Annotated in this window: 15 protein-coding genes and 1 other RNA gene; 12 read left to right on the top strand and 4 right to left on the bottom strand. The window is 36.9% G+C overall.

All coding sequences use genetic code 11. From position 1 onward, the window contains the following. Positions 1-184: 184 nt before the first annotated feature. Genes IGJ55_RS07365 through IGJ55_RS07375 form a run of 3 tightly spaced genes read left to right on the top strand, consistent with a single transcriptional unit; the run spans position 185 to position 1,882 of the window. Entirely contained in the window at positions 185-1,153 is a 969-nt protein-coding gene (locus IGJ55_RS07365) for an alpha/beta hydrolase (protein ID WP_430607933.1), read from the top strand. Between the two features lie 16 nt (positions 1,154-1,169). Next, positions 1,170-1,538: an EamA family transporter gene (locus IGJ55_RS07370; RefSeq protein WP_069639683.1), complete on the top strand. Its 369-nt coding sequence runs from the start codon at positions 1,170-1,172 to the stop codon at positions 1,536-1,538. Continuing rightward, positions 1,535-1,882, top strand: coding sequence for an EamA family transporter (locus tag IGJ55_RS07375; protein ID WP_069639684.1), 348 nt, complete (start codon positions 1,535-1,537; stop codon positions 1,880-1,882). The genes IGJ55_RS07370 and IGJ55_RS07375 overlap by 4 nt, the downstream gene beginning before the upstream one ends. A gap of 377 nt (positions 1,883-2,259) precedes the next feature. Here IGJ55_RS07375 and IGJ55_RS07380 read toward each other — a convergent pair whose 3' ends face one another. Then, on the bottom strand, positions 2,260-2,601 hold the full coding sequence (locus IGJ55_RS07380) for a metal-sulfur cluster assembly factor (RefSeq protein ID WP_069639685.1): 342 nt from the start codon (positions 2,599-2,601) through the stop codon (positions 2,260-2,262). A gap of 185 nt (positions 2,602-2,786) precedes the next feature. Next, complete coding sequence (locus IGJ55_RS07385; protein WP_429949959.1) at positions 2,787-3,356, bottom strand: helix-turn-helix domain-containing protein; 570 nt, start codon at positions 3,354-3,356, stop codon at positions 2,787-2,789. 289 nt (positions 3,357-3,645) lie between these two features. Here IGJ55_RS07385 and IGJ55_RS07390 point away from each other — a divergent pair, with 289 nt between their 5' ends. The 4 genes from IGJ55_RS07390 (at position 3,646) to IGJ55_RS07405 (ending at position 9,643) form a co-directional block, all read left to right on the top strand. After that, positions 3,646-4,710, top strand: a complete 1,065-nt coding sequence (locus IGJ55_RS07390; RefSeq protein ID WP_069639709.1) for a dipeptide epimerase — start codon at positions 3,646-3,648, stop codon at positions 4,708-4,710. Between the two features lie 16 nt (positions 4,711-4,726). Continuing rightward, on the top strand, positions 4,727-6,097 hold the full coding sequence (locus tag IGJ55_RS07395; protein WP_430607940.1) for a transglutaminase domain-containing protein: 1,371 nt from the start codon (positions 4,727-4,729) through the stop codon (positions 6,095-6,097). Positions 6,098-6,127: 30 nt separating this feature from the next. Continuing rightward, positions 6,128-7,798, top strand: coding sequence for a peptide ABC transporter substrate-binding protein (locus IGJ55_RS07400; RefSeq protein WP_069639688.1), 1,671 nt, complete (start codon positions 6,128-6,130; stop codon positions 7,796-7,798). Positions 7,799-8,041: 243 nt separating this feature from the next. Next, positions 8,042-9,643: a CTP synthase gene (locus IGJ55_RS07405; RefSeq protein WP_069639689.1), complete on the top strand. Its 1,602-nt coding sequence runs from the start codon at positions 8,042-8,044 to the stop codon at positions 9,641-9,643. A 53-nt stretch (positions 9,644-9,696) separates the two neighbouring features. Here IGJ55_RS07405 and IGJ55_RS07410 read toward each other — a convergent pair whose 3' ends face one another. Beyond that, the gene (locus IGJ55_RS07410) at positions 9,697-12,024 is read right to left on the bottom strand and encodes a PBP1A family penicillin-binding protein (protein ID WP_430607943.1); all 2,328 of its coding nucleotides are present in this window, start codon (positions 12,022-12,024) and stop codon (positions 9,697-9,699) included. Beyond that, on the bottom strand, positions 12,014-12,655 hold the full coding sequence (gene recU / locus IGJ55_RS07415; RefSeq protein ID WP_069639691.1) for a Holliday junction resolvase RecU: 642 nt from the start codon (positions 12,653-12,655) through the stop codon (positions 12,014-12,016). The genes IGJ55_RS07410 and recU overlap by 11 nt, the downstream gene beginning before the upstream one ends. Before the next feature lie 61 nt (positions 12,656-12,716). Here recU and IGJ55_RS07420 point away from each other — a divergent pair, with 61 nt between their 5' ends. The 5 genes from IGJ55_RS07420 (at position 12,717) to IGJ55_RS07440 (ending at position 16,980) form a co-directional block, all read left to right on the top strand. Beyond that, positions 12,717-13,259 (top strand): DUF1273 domain-containing protein, encoded by a 543-nt coding sequence (locus IGJ55_RS07420; protein ID WP_429949953.1) that lies wholly within the window; start codon positions 12,717-12,719, stop codon positions 13,257-13,259. 93 nt (positions 13,260-13,352) lie between these two features. After that, on the top strand, positions 13,353-13,784 hold the full coding sequence (gene gpsB, locus IGJ55_RS07425) for a cell division regulator GpsB (RefSeq protein ID WP_069639693.1): 432 nt from the start codon (positions 13,353-13,355) through the stop codon (positions 13,782-13,784). 22 nt (positions 13,785-13,806) lie between these two features. Then, positions 13,807-14,182, top strand: an RNA gene (gene rnpB / locus IGJ55_RS07430) — RNase P RNA component class B. A gap of 124 nt (positions 14,183-14,306) precedes the next feature. Beyond that, positions 14,307-15,470 (top strand): THUMP domain-containing class I SAM-dependent RNA methyltransferase, encoded by a 1,164-nt coding sequence (locus IGJ55_RS07435; protein ID WP_207121470.1) that lies wholly within the window; start codon positions 14,307-14,309, stop codon positions 15,468-15,470. Positions 15,471-15,480: 10 nt separating this feature from the next. Next, positions 15,481-16,980, top strand: coding sequence for a carboxypeptidase M32 (locus tag IGJ55_RS07440; RefSeq protein ID WP_430607948.1), 1,500 nt, complete (start codon positions 15,481-15,483; stop codon positions 16,978-16,980). Positions 16,981-17,001 lie beyond the last annotated feature (21 nt).

Here is a 17,001-nt window from a genome sequence, read left to right on the forward strand (position 1 = left end):
TAGAGTATTTCTAAATCGTATAATGAAAACCAGCATACTGCAGATAATGCAGAGGCTGGTTTTTAATTTAGTCCCGCAGAAATCGAATTTTTTACTTTTTTGTTTTTGAGTACATTCATACTTTTTTTCTTAAATAGGAGTATACTTAAGAGAGAAATGAAAATAAAGAATCGAGGTGTCATTATTGAAGTGGATTGTGTTTGGTTTAGTGATTGTAGTGATTTTCATCGTTGCGGCTTCATTTTATGCGGCTAATTTTTTCTTGAGCGTAGCTCTTTTTAGAAACAATAAGTGGTATGACAAAACAGGTCACAAGATGATGAATCCAGATAATTTTAATAAAGGGACATCAAAGTATGACCTAACTGAAGAGCAGCAAAATCAACAAGGAGAAGTTTTTTGGCAGCAAGAAGTAGCTAAAGATCATTGGTTGGAAATAGGTCGTGAAAAGCTATATAGTCGTTTGATCGTTTCCCATCCTGATAGCAAAAAATGGGTGATTTGTGTTCATGGTTATCGCTCATATGGTAAACGGGACATGGCTTTTGTTGCTTCAAAATTTTCTGATCAACAGTATAATATTTTAGTTCCGGACTTAAGAGCCCATGGTAAAAGTACAGGTAACGTGATCGGCATGGGGTGGTTAGATCGTTTAGATTTACTAAAATGGATTCAAGAAGTGATCACGATCGAACCATTGGCTGAAATCGTTTTATTTGGTGGGTCGATGGGTGCATCTACTGTGATGATGACAAGTGGGGAGAGACTACCTAAAAATGTCAAAGGATTAGTGGTTGATTGTGGGTATTCTTCGGTTTATAGTGAATTTGGCGCGATGCTGAGTTCGGCCTTCAAATTGCCTGCCTTTCCCATTTTGACTATTGCCAATCATTTAGCGAAAAGAAAAGTGGGCTATTCACTGAAAGAGGCGTCCTCAATTTCTCAACTGGCACAGAACAAATTACCGACGTTGTTTATTCATGGGACAGGAGATAAATTTGTCCCACATCAAATGCTCTATGAAAATATGGAAGCTACAAAAGGCGTAAAAGAAAGTTTGATAGTGGAACAGGCACCGCATTTGTCTTCGTTTATTTATGAACCAGATCACTATTTTGACACTGTTTTTGAATTTATTCATCGTTATTGTTAAGTGAGGGGGAAGTGGGATGGATGAAAGAAATAAACAACAGAAATTAAGTTTGGGTATTTTACTGATTTTGATTGCTGCAACATTAAGTAGTTTAGGTCAATTGGCATGGAAATTTGGCGCTGATGGAGTTGGGAGTTATGCAATTATACTCTATGCTATTGGTTTCGTAGCAGCAGGAGCAGGAATGTTTGTGATGATGGCCGCTTTTCGTTACGGTGAAGTTTCCATTTTACAGCCAATGATGAGCTTAGGTTTTGCACTGTCAATTGTTTTAGGGGCATTATTCCTAAATGAGAGCATTACGTGGTATAAATTGTTGGGAACAGGCTTCATCATTGTAGGCTCGATCCTTTTAGGAATCGAAGGGAATGAGGAAAAAATATGATCAATTATGCAGCGATTTTAACGATTTTGATCATTACGACTTTTTCGGGGAGTGCTGGGGCTTTAGCACTTAAAAAAGGGATGAATGATTTGCCTCAAATGAGTCTTAAGTTAGTATTGACTAATGCCTGGATTTATTTAGGGTCTTTCTTATATATTTTGAGTGCTGTGACGAATATTGTGTTATTGAAATTTTTAGATTATTCAATTGCGTTTCCGATGACGTCATTGACGTATGTTTGGACAGTTATTATTAGTTATTTTATTTTTAAAGAAAAGCTAAGTATTCGTAAAGTATTAGCGGTTGTGTTCATTATTATTGGGGTGTTTATTATCAGTCAATGAAGCGATTTATTGGTAATGATTTTGTTCTAGTTGTACTATAGAGATAGAAACAACAGGAGGGGTTACTATGACCGTCAAATCAAAAGGTATTGATAAAATCAAATTGGTTCAGGCAGTTACAACGATTGTCACAGGAATCATTATGTTGAATGCCGTATTAAAAGCAAATAAAAAATAAGTGGATACATTAACCAGATTACTGTGGAAACTCATCTGTAGAGTATCTACAGTTTCGATCCGATTGCTCATGACAGCTAATGGTTTCTAAAACAGCTTGAAAGAGAGTAATGAGAGTATCAAAAAGCTTTCTAGCAACTATTATTGAGGTAGTTACTAGAAAGCTTTTTGTTGTGTCTTAATGGTAATGTTAGCTAGTATCAACGGATTCCTAATGCAATTCGTGCGTAGCGGCTCATCTTATCAGTCGTCCAAGCTGGATACCAAACAAGTTTTACTTCTGGATTTTTTACTTCTGGAATTTCTTTTAATGCTTCATGGATTTGTTCAGTAAGAACGTCAGCTAATGGGCAACCCATCGTTGTAAGGGTCATTTTGATGACAGTATCACCAGTTTGTGCAAATTCTACTTCGTAAATCAATCCTAAATTAACGATATCGATCCCAAGTTCAGGGTCGATCACTGTTTCTAGAGCTGTTAAAATCTGCTCTTTGATATCTTCAATCTCTTCAGCAGACCATTCTTGATTTGTTTCAGTCATTGTATCTACTCCTTTTTCTTAGTCGTCCGTTTGATCAATGCGCGCATATTTGCGGGAATAACGGCACTCCTTTACAGTTTGTTCTTCCAATATAATACCTTTTTTTAAATACTTTGTAAATGAGAATCTTTTTCAATAAAATAGGAGCACCAAGCAGTTTCAGTTAGTGTAAATAACTAAAAAAATCAAAATTGCAGCGTAAACAGCATTAATTCATTTTCCGTTGCATTAACAACATTATGTTGAGTGTATGCTTCTAAAAAGATTGCATCGCCTTCGTGTAAAGTAAGTACTTCATCTTTTAGTTCGATGGTGGCTTCACCTTTTAGAATGTAGTTGATTTCACAAAGATTATGAGCGATTTTTCTACCGCTAGATGATGATTGAGCATCAATTGAAATTTTTGAGATAACCATGTTATCCGTATGTACGGGTAAATTAAATAAAGTATCATAATAAGTAGAATTTGTATGCCATGGATTATAGATAGTACCTGAAGAGTTTCGAATTACTTTATAACCATTTTCAGTCGTTTCATCTTCGTGTTGGATAACTTGAGGGGCTTCATTTGCCAAAAGATAAGCGACAGTGACATTTAGTGCATCAGCGATTTTTCTTAATGCTTCCAGTGATGGGCGATTGATACCACGTTCGATTTGTGATAAAAAGCTAGCAGAGTAACCTGTTTTTTCTCCTAATTCAGTTAATGTAATCCTTTTTTCTTTTCGTAAATTCTTGATTTTTCTAAATTCCATCTATAGCCGTCCTTTGTTTAGAGTCCTTTTTTCATTCATATTATCTCGAATTCGTTACAAAATTACAAGCACTTAGATTTTAATGAAAAAAACCACAGTTAATTCTCATTAATATGTTGACAATTCCATAGAGGAAACTTAAAATTGGAACTAATAATTCAAAATCTTCAATAAAATTTAACTAGAAATTAAAAAAAGAACGTTTAATATTTCTTTGAGAATGATTTAAATATTAAAGAGTAATTAGAGATGCGAATGAAATATAATGATGACTACTGGGGGAAATATTTTGAAAATCACGAAAATTAATGTAGCGGCAAAAGCGGTAAAGTTAAAAGAACCAATTACGATTTCATTAGGAACGATCGAGCATTCAATGAGCGCAATCGTTGAAATCGAAACAGATGAAGGGATTGTTGGCTATGGTGAAGGCTCACCTGGAATCTTGATTACAGGTGAAACCTTAAAGGGGACAACTGAGTGTATTCAATTATTTGAAAAACAGTTACTAGGTACTGATCCTTTAGATATAGAAAAAGTTCACAACGTCATGAATTCTGTTGCAGCAATGGCGCCTTCTGCAAAGACTGCAATTGATATTGCTTGTTATGACTTACTTGGAAAAAAAGCTAACCTACCAGTGTATAAACTTTTAGGGGGATTTGATTCTGCGGTCAAAACAGATATGACGATCGGACTTGATACACCTGAGATCATGACTGAAAAGGCGAAATTGGCTGTTTCTCAAGGATTTGATACGTTGAAAATCAAAGTAGGAACGGGTTTTGCAGCGGATCTTGCACGAATTAAGGCGATTAGAGAAGCGATCGGTAGTCAAATAAATCTGCGATTAGATGCCAATCAAGGTTGGAAACCAAAAGAAGCTGTAAATACAATCAATCGTTTAGCAGAATATGGTATTGAGTTAGTTGAACAGCCGGTAGCCTATCATGATATTGAAGGGTTGACCTTTGTTACAAATCACGTATCAACGCCGATTATGTCTGATGAAAGTTGTTTTAATTCTAAAGATGCACTACGTTTGATCAAAGCACATGCTGTTGATTTTGTGAATATTAAACTAATGAAATGCGGTGGAATTCATGAAGCACTTAAAATCAATAGTATTTGTGAAGCAGCTGGAGTTGAGTGTATGATCGGTTGTATGGTTGAAGAAACCAACATTGGTGTAACTGCCGCAGCGCATTTGGCCGCCGCAACTAAAAATATTACAAGAGCTGATTTAGATGCAACTTTTGGATTGAATGAAGTCGCGATTCCAGGTGGTGTTGGCTTAGAACCGACCAGCTTGATTACGTTATCCGCAAAGGCAGGCTTAGGTTTGAGTAAATAAGAAAGGGGAATACAAGATGTATTATGAGTTAAACTATATGAGCGTACCGTTACCAGAAGACGTAATCAAATTAAAAAATTATGGGGATTTTGATGGTGCTGGGAAATTGATTGACTATCTACTTGAAAGTGAATTACCACAAGCTTTAAAAAAACGCTTAGAGATCGAACAAGATATTATTCGAATCGTTGGCATTAATGAATATCCATTTGACTTCGTCGAAGCAAATAAAATGATGAAGGAAACCTTTAAAGAGTATCAGGAGCAGGAACTAACTATTTTGAAGGAAACAGGAAAAGTTGATTGGCTCTATATAGATGGCAAGGTCCATTTCCAACGACGTTTCTTAATGAACCTGATCAAAACTCAAGCCGATTATGAAGCAAGATTGATCGTCAAAGAAGATAATGAGACAGATCGTCTACGCAAACAAGAGTTAACTCAAAATATTCAGCTAATGAAAGAACGTGGCTATCGGAAAGTAAAACTACATTTGAAAACAAGTATTCAAGTAAAAAAAGAATACGAACGACCAGGAGAAACAGTCAAGGTTTATTTACCATTGCCAAAAGACTGTAAACAAATTTCGGATATACAAATCATAAAGACAACACCTGAGGCAAGTTTTATTGCTCCTGAAAATGAAGCACAGCGTACTGTTTGTTTTGAAACAGTTTTACAAGAAGATCAAACTTTTTCAATAGAATATAGCTATGTCAATCAAGTCGATTATGTTGATTTAGATCCGAACAAAGCCTCAGAGCTACAACCAGAATTCGAATTAAGCGAGCAACTTCCGCATATTCGCTTTACGCCGTACTTGGAACAAGTGTTAGCAGAGATTTTAGCAGGGGAGACTAATCCAATTATCAAAGCACGTAAAATCTATGACTTTATTACAACAAAAGTCAATTATTCGTTTATGCGGGAATATTTTACAATTGAGAACATATCGGAGTATGCTGCTGTCAATTTAAAGGGCGATTGCGGTGTTCAAGCAATCTTGTTTATCACCTTATGCCGAATGGCTAAAATTCCGGCAAAATGGCAATCAGGCCTATATGTGTCCCAATATTATACCGGCTGTCATGATTGGGCGCAATTTTATATTGCACCGTATGGTTGGCTTTTCGCAGATTTATCATTTGGCGGCGGTGCTCGTAGAAATGGTGATTTAGATCGTTGGAATTATTATTTTGGTAATTTAGATATTTTTAGAATGCCAGCAAATAGCGAAATTCAAACCGATTTTAATCCACCAAAACAATCTCTCAGAGCTGATCCCATCGACAATCAGCGGGGAGAATTCGAATATGAGAACCAAGGACTTCCATATGCCTATTTGGATGTAAAACAAGAGTTAGTTGCTATGGAAGAACTTGTCTAATAAATAAAAATGAAGGAAAAGGTGGAACGTATGAAAAAAGGGTTAAAACAAAGTTTAACAGTGTTAACAACAGTGCTGCTGCTTTCGGCTTGCGGGGGAAATTCAAGCGATAAATCAGCAAACAGTACAGACAAGAAGAATGAAACTGGGCAAAAATCAGCAAAAGTCTTAAACTTGATGGAAGCTTCAGAAGTAGGATCGATGGACACGATTTTCACGCAAGATGAACCAAGTGTCAATGCCCAATCCAATGTTTTTGAAGGACTCTATCAATTAGATGAAAAAGATACAATCATTCCTGCTGTAGCAAAAGAATTACCAGAAATTTCGGCAGATGGTAAAACATACACTATTAAACTTAGAGATGATGCGAAATGGTCAAATGGAGATAACGTAACAGCCAACGATTTTGTTTTTGCTTGGAAAAAGATGGCTGACCCTAAAAATCAGGCAAACTACTTCTTCTTGATGGATGGCACGATTCTCAACGGGACAGAAATCGTAAATGAAGAAAAATCAGCAGATGAACTAGGCGTAACAGCTATTGATGATTACACACTTGAAATCAAAATGGAAAAGCCTGTTACTTATTTCACTTCATTATTAGCATTTTCACCTTTCTTTCCGCAAAATGAAAAATTTGTAACGGAAAAAGGTAAAGAATACGGAACATCTAGTGAAAATATTGTATCTAATGGCCCATTCTTGATGGAAAACTGGGATCAATCATCAATGTCTTGGGATTTGGTTGAAAATCCAAATTATTATGATGCAGATAAAGTCAAATCAGAAAAAATCCATTTTGAAGTGTTAAAAGAAACCAATACGGTTTTCAATCTATATGAATCAGGCGAATTAGATGTAGCGATTCTGACAGGAGATTTCGCTAAGCAAAATAAAGATAATCCTGATTATGAAGCAGTTCAACGCTCAAAAGTGTATTCTTTACGAATGAATCAAAAAAGAAACGACAAGCCATCGATCTTTGCAAACGAAAATGTACGTAAAGCTGTTGCCTATGCGCTTGATAAGAAGAGCCTAGTAGAAAATATCTTAGCAGATGGTTCCAAAGATATTTATGGTTATATTCCAAAAGACTTTGTTGCAAATCCTGAAACAGGAGAAGATTTTAGAAAAGAAGCTGGGGATCTAGTGAAAACAGATGAAAAATTAGCCAAGGAATATTTAGAAAAAGCGAAAAAAGAATTAAATGGAGACGTGACCATCGAATTATTATCTAAAGATGGTGATGGCGATAAAAAAGTGGCAGAATTCATTCAAGGTCAATTAGAAAAAACACTACCAGGTTTAAAAATCAATGTGAAGACAGTTCCATTGAACAACTCCATCGAACTGATGAAAAAAGGGGACTATGAACTTTCTGTCAGCATGTGGGGTCCAGATTATCAAGACCCTATGACCTTTTTAGAAAGCTCAGTTAGTACCAAGAATAAAACTAGCTATCGTAGTGAAAAATATGATCAATTAATCGATGATGCGTCGAACAAATATGCAAACGAACCGGAAAAACGTTGGGAAACATTGATTGCAGCTGAAAAAGTCTTGGTAGAAGAAGATGTTGCATTGATTCCATTATACCAACAAGCAAGAGGACAATTAGTTCGACCGGGTGTCGAAGGAATCGAGTACCATAACTTTGGTGCAACTAGCACGTATAAAAACGCTTTTATCAAAGAGTAAACGAATATCGATTTAAGATTTTACTAAAAAACTAAACATCTTCGATCAGAAACACTTGACCTCAAATTGATTTGCTTGTATTATACTACTTGGGCACCTTTGAGAAGGTCAGAAGTTTACAACGAATTTCAGCTCCCTATTCATTTTGGATAGGGAGCTTTTGCTTTTTGTTTTCAGAAAAAGAAACAGTTCATTGTTTGCTTCTCTCTACAAATCTATTTTAAGAAAGGGTTTTTTTATATTATGACAAAATATATCTTTGTTACAGGCGGCGTAGTTTCTTCGATTGGTAAGGGAATTGTCGCAGCATCTCTAGGACGTTTATTAAAAAATCGTGGCTTGAAAGTAACGATTCAAAAATTTGATCCATATATCAATGTGGATCCAGGAACAATGAGTCCTTATCAACATGGAGAAGTTTTTGTCACAGATGATGGTGCCGAAACAGATTTGGATTTAGGTCATTATGAACGATTTATTGATATCAACTTAAATAAATATTCAAACGTGACAACAGGGAAGATCTATTCAGAAGTATTAAGAAAAGAACGTAAAGGTGAATACTTAGGCGCAACAGTACAAGTGATTCCTCATATTACAAATGAAATCAAAGATAAAATCATGCGTGCAGCTAGTATGACGGATGCGGATATCATTATTACAGAAGTTGGTGGAACGGTTGGTGATATTGAATCATTACCTTTCTTAGAAGCTTTACGCCAAATGAAAGCAGAAGTAGGCAGTGATAACGTGATGTATATCCATACGACCTTGATCCCTTACTTAAAAGCAGCTGGCGAAATGAAAACAAAACCAACCCAACATAGCGTAAAAGAATTACGCAGCTTAGGAATCCAACCAAACATTCTAGTTGTTCGTACAGAATTACCTGTTTCTCAAGGGACAAAAAATAAATTAGCGCAATTTTGTGATGTAGAACCAGAAGCAGTTATTGAATCACGTGATGTAGAAACACTTTATTCTATTCCATTAGCCCTACAGGCGCAAAACATGGATCAAATTGTTTGTGATCATTTAAAACTAGATGTACCTGTTGCTGATATGACAGAATGGCGTACATTGGAAGAAAAAGTTTTAGGCTTGAAGAAAACGACAAGAATTGCTCTAGTCGGAAAGTATGTCGAATTACCTGATGCCTATCTGTCAGTAGTCGAAGCATTGAAACACGCTGGTTTTGCTTTTGATTCAGACATTGTGATCGATTGGATCGATTCACAAGAATTGACTGCAGAAAATACTGCAGAAATTTTAAAAGATGCCGATGGAATCTTGGTGCCAGGTGGATTTGGTGATCGTGGTGTGGAAGGGAAGATCGAAGCGATTCGTTTTGCCCGTGAAAATGATGTGCCGTTTTTGGGAATTTGTTTAGGCATGCAAATGGCCTGTGTTGAATTTGCGCGCAATGTCGTTAAATTAGAAGATGCTGGTTCTGCTGAAAACAATCCAGAGATTTTAAATAACATTATTGATTTGATGGCAGATCAAGAAAACGTTGAAAATCTTGGCGGAACATTACGCTTAGGCTTATATCCATGCAAACTTAAAAAAGGCAGTGTCACTGCAACTGCATATGAAGGACAAGAAGTCGTGCAAGAGCGTCATCGTCATCGTTATGAGTTCAATAATAAATACCGTCAATTATTTGAGGAAAAGGGCTTAGTCTTTTCGGGTGTATCGCCAGATAATCGTCTAGTTGAAATTGTTGAGCTGCCAGAGAAAAAATTCTTCGTCGCTTGTCAATTCCATCCGGAATTGATTTCTAGACCAAACAGACCACAACTTTTGATCAAAGGGTTTGTTGAAGCAGCTTTAAATAATCAATAAGCTAAAAAGGTACGCTATCATGAATAGATAGCGTACCTTTTTTTGTTTCTATATCAGTCAGAAGTCGAACGCCTTCTGACTGAATTATTTTGTATAACAGGAGGAACAGATGATTGTTCTGGCGGATCACTACTTGGCAATACCTCGCTTGGGGATGTTGACACCGGTGGCTCAGGTTGCTGCGTAGAAGTAGCAGGAATTTCATTAGGCTCTGTTGCAGAAGGTTCAGTTTGTGAAGGCATTGTCGAGCTGCTAGACGTCGAATCAGAACTTGTTGAACCTTCAGAAGATGAAGAAGTTACAGAGCCTGTATTTGAAGGCAATAGTTGTTCTTCATAAGCACCTTTAACATACAACTCGCTACCAGAACGTATCACCGTATCCGGCATGACCCAATCATCATTAGAAACGCCTTCTGAAAGATAAGTCATCATTTCTCGATAAACGTCTGAAGCTGTTCCCCAGTATTCGTAAGGAATAGGGGTTAAGCGCTGCTTATAGCCTGTCCAAACCGAAACTGCATAATGAGGAGTATACCCAACAAAAGTGCTGTCAGGGGCAATGCTGGACGATTCAGAAGCGCCTATTTTTGCAAGATCCTCCTCTGTATAATTGGCTGTACCTGTTTTCCCAGCTTGTATCAAACCAGGAATGCCTGCATTGAATGCTGTACCGCCAGATATAACGTCTTTTAGCATGTCAGTCATCATATAAGCTGTGGAATCTTTCATTGCTCGTTTACTTTCAGTTTCTGTGACATCTTCAGAACCGTCTTGATAAACAACTTTATTCACGTAATAAGGTTTATTATAGACACCCATATTAGCAAATGCAGCATAGGCAGCTGCTAATTTTAAAGAAGAAACACCATATTTATTGCCATCTAGTTCACTGGTGTTACTAGAGATCGCATTTGCGGCAACAATTTCTTTAAATTCAATACCTAAATCTTTTAGGAAGGCAGCAGATTTATCACTACCAACAGCGTCAAATGTTTGAATAGCTGTTGTATTACGAGAATACATAATGGCTTTACGCATCGTTAATGCACCATAATATTGCATGTCCGCATTGGTAACTGGAATAGTTGTTCCTTCATAAGTAGTAGGTTTATCCATCATGATACGACCAGTTGAATAGTTCAGGTTTTCGATAGCTGGACCATAATCTGCAATAGGTTTCATCGTTGAACCAACATCTCGATCGGTTTCGATAGCAGAATTTGTACCTAATTGTACATCATCAGGGATATTCCGTCCGCCAATTTGAGCTTTGACTTGCCCGGTTTTGACATCGATGACGGTTGAAGCAACTTGGAAATCGGGATCAGGATATTGGACATAAGTGTCACTGTTAATAATATCATAGAGTCGTTTTTGGGCATTCATATCAAGATTTGTATGGATATCTAAACCATCGGTGTAGACATTTTTCCCCATAGCTTCGACTTCAGCGATCACTTCTCGGATATAATTATCAACGATTTTACGATTTTCATTCGATTGTTTTAGTGGTTGTAGGCCATCATCGATTGGAGTCGCTTTAGCTTCATCATATTCTTTTTGTGAGATTTTTTCATTTTCTTTCATGGTGTATAACACAACGTCACGTCGTTCTTTTGCGACATCCGGGTTGACATATGGGTCGTAATCATTGGGCGCTTGCGGCATACCAGCTAGTAAGGCAGTTTGTGGAAGGGTTAGTTCAGCTAACGGTTTTCCATAATAAGATTGAGCTGCCGTTTCCATGCCATATAAACCATTGGCCATATATACTTTGTTAATATAATAGGTTAGAATCTCTTCTTTTGATTTTTCTTTTTCTAGTTTCATTGCTAGCCAAGCTTCTTGTGCTTTTCGTTTAAGATTTTGATCTTTTTCTTTGGTAGAAAAATAGGAAAGTTTGATAAGCTGCTGGGTTAGTGTACTACCACCTTGCAGACCGCCTGTTTTAAAGTTTGAAAAGGCCGAACCAATGATTCGGATCGGATCAACACCGCTATGCTTATAAAAACGTTTATCTTCAACAGACACAACAGCATCTTTCAGTAAGTCTGGAACGTCCGTAGGTTTGATGATTTCGCGTTTTTCAGCACCTAATTCTTCAAAAACTTCATTATTTGCGTCATACAATTTGGAAGATACAGTTGCACTTAGTTTATCATCTTCTAATTTTGGTGCGTCCTTTGCATAGGACCAGAAGAGTCCAAGGCCTGCAAGGAAGCCTAGAATACCAAGCAGAACTAATCCAAGAAAGAGTTTCAGAAAGATTCTTTTTTTCTTAGGTTTTTTGCCACCATTAGAGGGCGGAATGTCAGCGCCTGTGGATGTAGGTATATGCCCGTGTCTGGCAGCGCGTGATCCTATTTCATCAGTTGTCATTAATCGCAACTCCTTTGTTTGATTGAATATGTTGCCGAACTGCGTCTAAATAAGGGATTCTTGGCGCAATTCCAATTTGGATTTCTATCCCATTTTTTTCAATAATAGATAAAGGCAACGATTTTTTTCCAGTGCTTTCTTGTTCTGACCAATAGGTTACTAATTCTTCTCCGCTAAAAAAGAAACATTTATTCAATGAAGAAAACCACAATAAAACAAAGCAAATTCCTTTTTGCGCTAAGCACTGCTCCATATGATCAATCTGGTGTTGGTGAAAGTTTTTTAAAGGAAAAGAAGTTTTATTCTTAGTTTCCTTTGCTTCAAAATCCAGATAGTAACCATTATAAACACCATTATAATCAGTTGTAGAGGCTTGTCTAAAATAAGCTTCCTTGATCACAGCGGCACTGCGGCTTGGATAATCAACTTTGACAATTTGAACAGGAGTAGGTTTTTTGTGGACAACCGCAGTATTGCGCATTAAATAGTACGCATTACTTTTATTGATTTCTTCCTCAAAATCCATGCCACGTTTACCAAATTGAATTGATTTTTGTTTTTTTACTTGTTTTTTTGATTGGGGTGCTTCATGATTATTGTAGGGAGTACCATTAGGATAATGAAAAGCCATTTCTATCACACTCCTAGCCAACATTATAACAAAAAATCTTTATGAAAGAAAAGGAATGTCTATGGAAATTGTAAAAACACTTTATGTGACTGGCTATAAAAGCTTTGAAATCGGGGCTTTTCAAGACAATGACCCTAAAATTACAGTTATTAAAAATCTATTAAAAAAGGAAATCATAGGCTATTTAGACATTGGATTAGAGTGGGTTTTGGTTTCTGGTAACCTTGGAACAGAGATTTGGGCAGCAGAAGTCGTTGCGGAGTTAAAGAATGATTATCCAGAACTAAAATTAGGGCTTGTTTATCCTTTTAAAGACTTTGGTAGTAACTGGAACGAAAAGAATCGAGCAAATTTAGAAAAAATCGAACTATTAGCCGACTTTGTAGATTCAGTAAGCCACCAGCCTTATAAATCACCGGCACAATTAAAAATGCATACCAAATTTTTACTAGAACATTCTGGTGCTGCTTTATTGATATACGATAAGGAATATCCAGGTAAAACGGAGTATTTTCTTAAGGATGCGGAACGTTTTTCTGAAAAATTTCCTTACGAAATCCGCCTGATAACGATGGATGATTTACAAAACTCGATGGATTTGTGATAATCTGTTTGATTTTCTGACGATTTTCCGATACAATAATGCTGTTGAACTATGAACTTTTATCCTAATCAAAGAAAATAATGAGGTGTAAGTATGGCAAATTTAGTATACAGTCCAAAAGATATTTTACAAAAAGAATTTAAAACAAAAATGCGCGGTTATGATCCAGTGGAAGTTGATGAATTTTTAGATAATGTAATCAAAGATTATGAAGCTTATAATAAAGAGCTTCTAACTTTACAAGAAGAAAACAACCGTTTATTAGCTAAACTTGATCAAGCGTCTAAGGTACAACAAGCAATGCCAACACGCGGCGCCCAAGAGATGCCGAAAAGTGCTGCTGTTACTAACTTTGACATTCTAAAGCGTTTGTCTAATTTAGAGCGTGAAGTATTCGGGAAAAAATTGGATGATACTCCTGCTTCAAATCCAATTTCAGGTATGAGTCATTCTAACCCATATGAAAGTAATCTACACAATTCTTATGAACGTGAAATCGACCACTCAGAAACACGTCAGTTTTAATTGATAAACATCAAATTTTGTAATTTTCGGGTGATCGCGGTTTGAATTTTATTCAAGCTGAGGAAAGTCCATGCTCGCACAGACTGAGATGTCTGTAGTGTTCGTGCTTAGCGAAATCATAAGCTAAGGTATTCTAGTAATAGAATAACGGCAGGAAAAATGACTAAGGTTTCGGCTACGTCAAAGTACCCTTGAAAGTGCCACAGTGACGAAGCAATTTTGGAAACGGAATTGGTGGAACGCGGTAAACCCCTCGAGCGAGCAACCCAAACAATGGTAGGGGCACTCTTCTAAAGGAAATGAACGAGTAGAAGAGGCAGATTAATTTCTGCAGATAGATGATGACCGTCGAATGTTTTCTCCTGAGAGGCATTCGATACAGAACATGGCTTACAGAAAATTACAAGTATTCAGGATGACCTTCCAACTTTGTTGTGAAGGCTTTTTTTAAAGTAAGAGATAAATAGAGTTACGAAGTTCTTAACGATAACAAGAACAAGAACAAGAACAAGAGGAGATATAATGACAAAAGAAAAAACATTTAAACTTGTTGCAACGGCAGCAAGTGGTCTAGAAGCGTTAGTAGGAAAAGAATTACGTGATTTAGGTATTCCTTGTGAAGTAGAAAATGGCAAAGCCTTGTTTGAAGGAACCATGGAAACAATTGCGACAGCAAACTTATGGCTCCGTACAGCAGACCGTATTAAAATTATTGTCGGTGAGTTTGATGCCTTTAGCTTTGATGAGCTATTTGAAAAAGTCAAAGCGTTGCCTTGGGAAGATTATCTACCGATGGATGCTGAATTTCCTGTGGCTGGAAAATCAATTAAGTCCAAATTATATAGCACACCTGATTGTCAATCCATTACGAAAAAGGCCATCGTTAATCGCTTGAGAGAAGTGTATCATCGTCCAGCAACAGTGCCATTGGCTGAAACAGGTGCTTTTTTTCAATTAGAAGTGGCTCTTTTAAAAGATCATGTTACTGTAACGATCGACACGACTGGTCCGAGCTTATTTAAACGTGGTTATCGTATTGAAAAAGGTGGAGCACCACTAAAAGAGAATATGGCTGCAGCCTTAGTGATGTTAACGAATTGGCGCAAAGACCGACCATTCTTTGATCCTGTGTGTGGGTCTGGGACGATTTGTATTGAAGCCGCACTTATCGGACATAATATTGCGCCAGGCTTTAACCGTGAATTTGTCTGTGAAACATGGGATTGGTTTGATGCTGCTGTTTTCGAAAAAGTTCGTAAAGAAGCAGATGAAAAAGCCGATTATGATATCGAATTAGACATCATGGGTTCAGATATCAATGGAAAAATGATCGAAATCGCCAAAGCAAATGCAGAAGAAATCGGATTGGGTGACTCAATTACCTTCAAGCAATTAGCTGTGCATGATTTTACAACAGAAAAAGAATACGGTGTAATGGTTGCAAATCCACCTTATGGAGAACGACTTGGGGAAGAAGAATCTGTTCGTAAACTTTATAAAGAGATGGGAGAGGTTTTCCGTCCCCTTAAAACTTGGAGTAAATATATCTTAACGAGTGATTTAACATTTGAACAATATTATGGGGCTAGAGCAACCAAGAAAAGAAAACTTTATAATGGTGCCCTGCGTACCGATTTATTCCAATATTGGGGCGAAAGACCGCCAAGAAGACCAAGAGAAGAGTAGGTAAAATAATATGAAAGAACAAGAATTTTTACAAGAGATAAAAGAAATCGAATTGCTGAAGGAAGCATTGGGATTACTGGAGTGGGATAGCCAAACAGGAATGCCAGAAGCTAGTAGTGCCTTTCGCGGAGAAACTGTAGGCTATCTATCTGGGATGGCATTTGAGCGCAGCGTTGGGCCAAAAATTCAAGAAGGATTGACTTATTTTGACACACATTCGGATGAGCTATCAGAACTAGGATTAGCGGTTTACAAAAAGGTCAAAGAAGAGTATGAGCTAAATCACAGTATTCCAACGAATCGGATGCAAGCTTACAATACGGCACTTACTAACGCGCATAATGCTTGGCTACAGGCTAGGAAATCTAAAGATTTTGCTCAGATGAAAAATGAAATTCAAACAATCGTTGATTTTTTGAAAGAGTTCATTCCATATTGGAAGAAAGACGAAGCCACAAATTATGATGTGCTATTAAATCAATACGAACCAGACCTAAGTGTTGAAAAACTAGATCAGATTTTTGGGCAAGTGAAATCTGGTATTATGGAGATCAGAGCGAAAATTGCTGAAAAAGGAACGATACCACGTACAGATTTTTTATCGAGACGTGTCACAAAGGAGCAGCAAAGAACCTTTGTTATAGGAGTTGCAGAGCAGTTAGGCTATGATTTTTCTCGAGGACGTTTAGATGATACCGTTCATCCATTTATGTTGGATTTAAATCGGAATGATGCGCGAATCACGACACGTTGGGATGAGTTAAATTTTGCGATGGCAACATTTGGCGTTATTCATGAAGCCGGTCATGGTATTTATGAACAAAGTATTGACCCAAAATATGATCATACACCCCTTTCGGCAGGTGCTTCGATGGGAATCCATGAATCTCAGTCGCTATTTAATGAAATTATTCTTGGAAGTAATAAACATTTTTGGAAAAAACAGTTCCTTTTTTTCCAAAAATGTACAGAAGGTACTTTTGATGATATTGAATTTGAGACTTTCTACGATTCCTTAAAGGAAACGAAAGCAAGTTTAGTCCGAATTGAGGCAGATAGTTTAACCTATCCACTGCATATCATCATTCGTTATGAAATAGAGAAGATGATTTTTAATGAAGGGGTTTCTGTAGCGGACTTACCACAAATCTGGAATGACAAATATGAAGAGTATTTAGGCATTCGTCCGATTAATGACTTAGAAGGAATTGTTCAAGATGTTCATTGGTCAGGCGGTAGTTTTGGCTATTTTCCTTCGTATGCTTTAGGTTATATGTACGCTGCGCAATTACGTCATGCGATGGGCAAAGAAATCAATGTAGATGCCGTTTTAGCTAGTGCAGATTACTCATCGATCAAAGACTGGTTAACAGAGCATATCCACCAATATGGTGCTTCGAGAAAGCCAAATCAATTGATCTTAGATGCAACAGGTGAAACGCTGAATCCACAATATTTGATCGATTATATGAAATCAATTTATTATGATGTCTATAAAATTAAAGAGTAATGCTGTTATTGAGCAACAGAA

The sequence above is a fragment of the Enterococcus sp. AZ170 genome (genome assembly GCF_050545135.1).
Taxonomy (GTDB): Bacteria; Bacillota; Bacilli; order Lactobacillales; family Enterococcaceae; genus Enterococcus_L; species Enterococcus_L ureilyticus.

Coding starts and splice junctions, on each gene's coding strand:
- IGJ55_RS07370 (WP_069639683.1), top strand. CDS start 1,170: ATGGATGAAAGAAATAAACAACAGAAATTAAGTTTGGGTATTTTACTG.
- IGJ55_RS07395 (WP_430607940.1), top strand. CDS start 4,727: ATGTATTATGAGTTAAACTATATGAGCGTACCGTTACCAGAAGACGTA.
- IGJ55_RS07410 (WP_430607943.1), bottom strand. CDS start 12,024: ATGACAACTGATGAAATAGGATCACGCGCTGCCAGACACGGGCATATA.
- IGJ55_RS07400 (WP_069639688.1), top strand. CDS start 6,128: ATGAAAAAAGGGTTAAAACAAAGTTTAACAGTGTTAACAACAGTGCTG.
- recU (WP_069639691.1), bottom strand. CDS start 12,655: ATGGCTTTTCATTATCCTAATGGTACTCCCTACAATAATCATGAAGCA.
- IGJ55_RS07385 (WP_429949959.1), bottom strand. CDS start 3,356: ATGGAATTTAGAAAAATCAAGAATTTACGAAAAGAAAAAAGGATTACA.
- IGJ55_RS07405 (WP_069639689.1), top strand. CDS start 8,042: ATGACAAAATATATCTTTGTTACAGGCGGCGTAGTTTCTTCGATTGGT.
- IGJ55_RS07380 (WP_069639685.1), bottom strand. CDS start 2,601: ATGACTGAAACAAATCAAGAATGGTCTGCTGAAGAGATTGAAGATATC.
- IGJ55_RS07435 (WP_207121470.1), top strand. CDS start 14,307: ATGACAAAAGAAAAAACATTTAAACTTGTTGCAACGGCAGCAAGTGGT.
- IGJ55_RS07440 (WP_430607948.1), top strand. CDS start 15,481: ATGAAAGAACAAGAATTTTTACAAGAGATAAAAGAAATCGAATTGCTG.
- IGJ55_RS07375 (WP_069639684.1), top strand. CDS start 1,535: ATGATCAATTATGCAGCGATTTTAACGATTTTGATCATTACGACTTTT.
- gpsB (WP_069639693.1), top strand. CDS start 13,353: ATGGCAAATTTAGTATACAGTCCAAAAGATATTTTACAAAAAGAATTT.
- IGJ55_RS07420 (WP_429949953.1), top strand. CDS start 12,717: ATGGAAATTGTAAAAACACTTTATGTGACTGGCTATAAAAGCTTTGAA.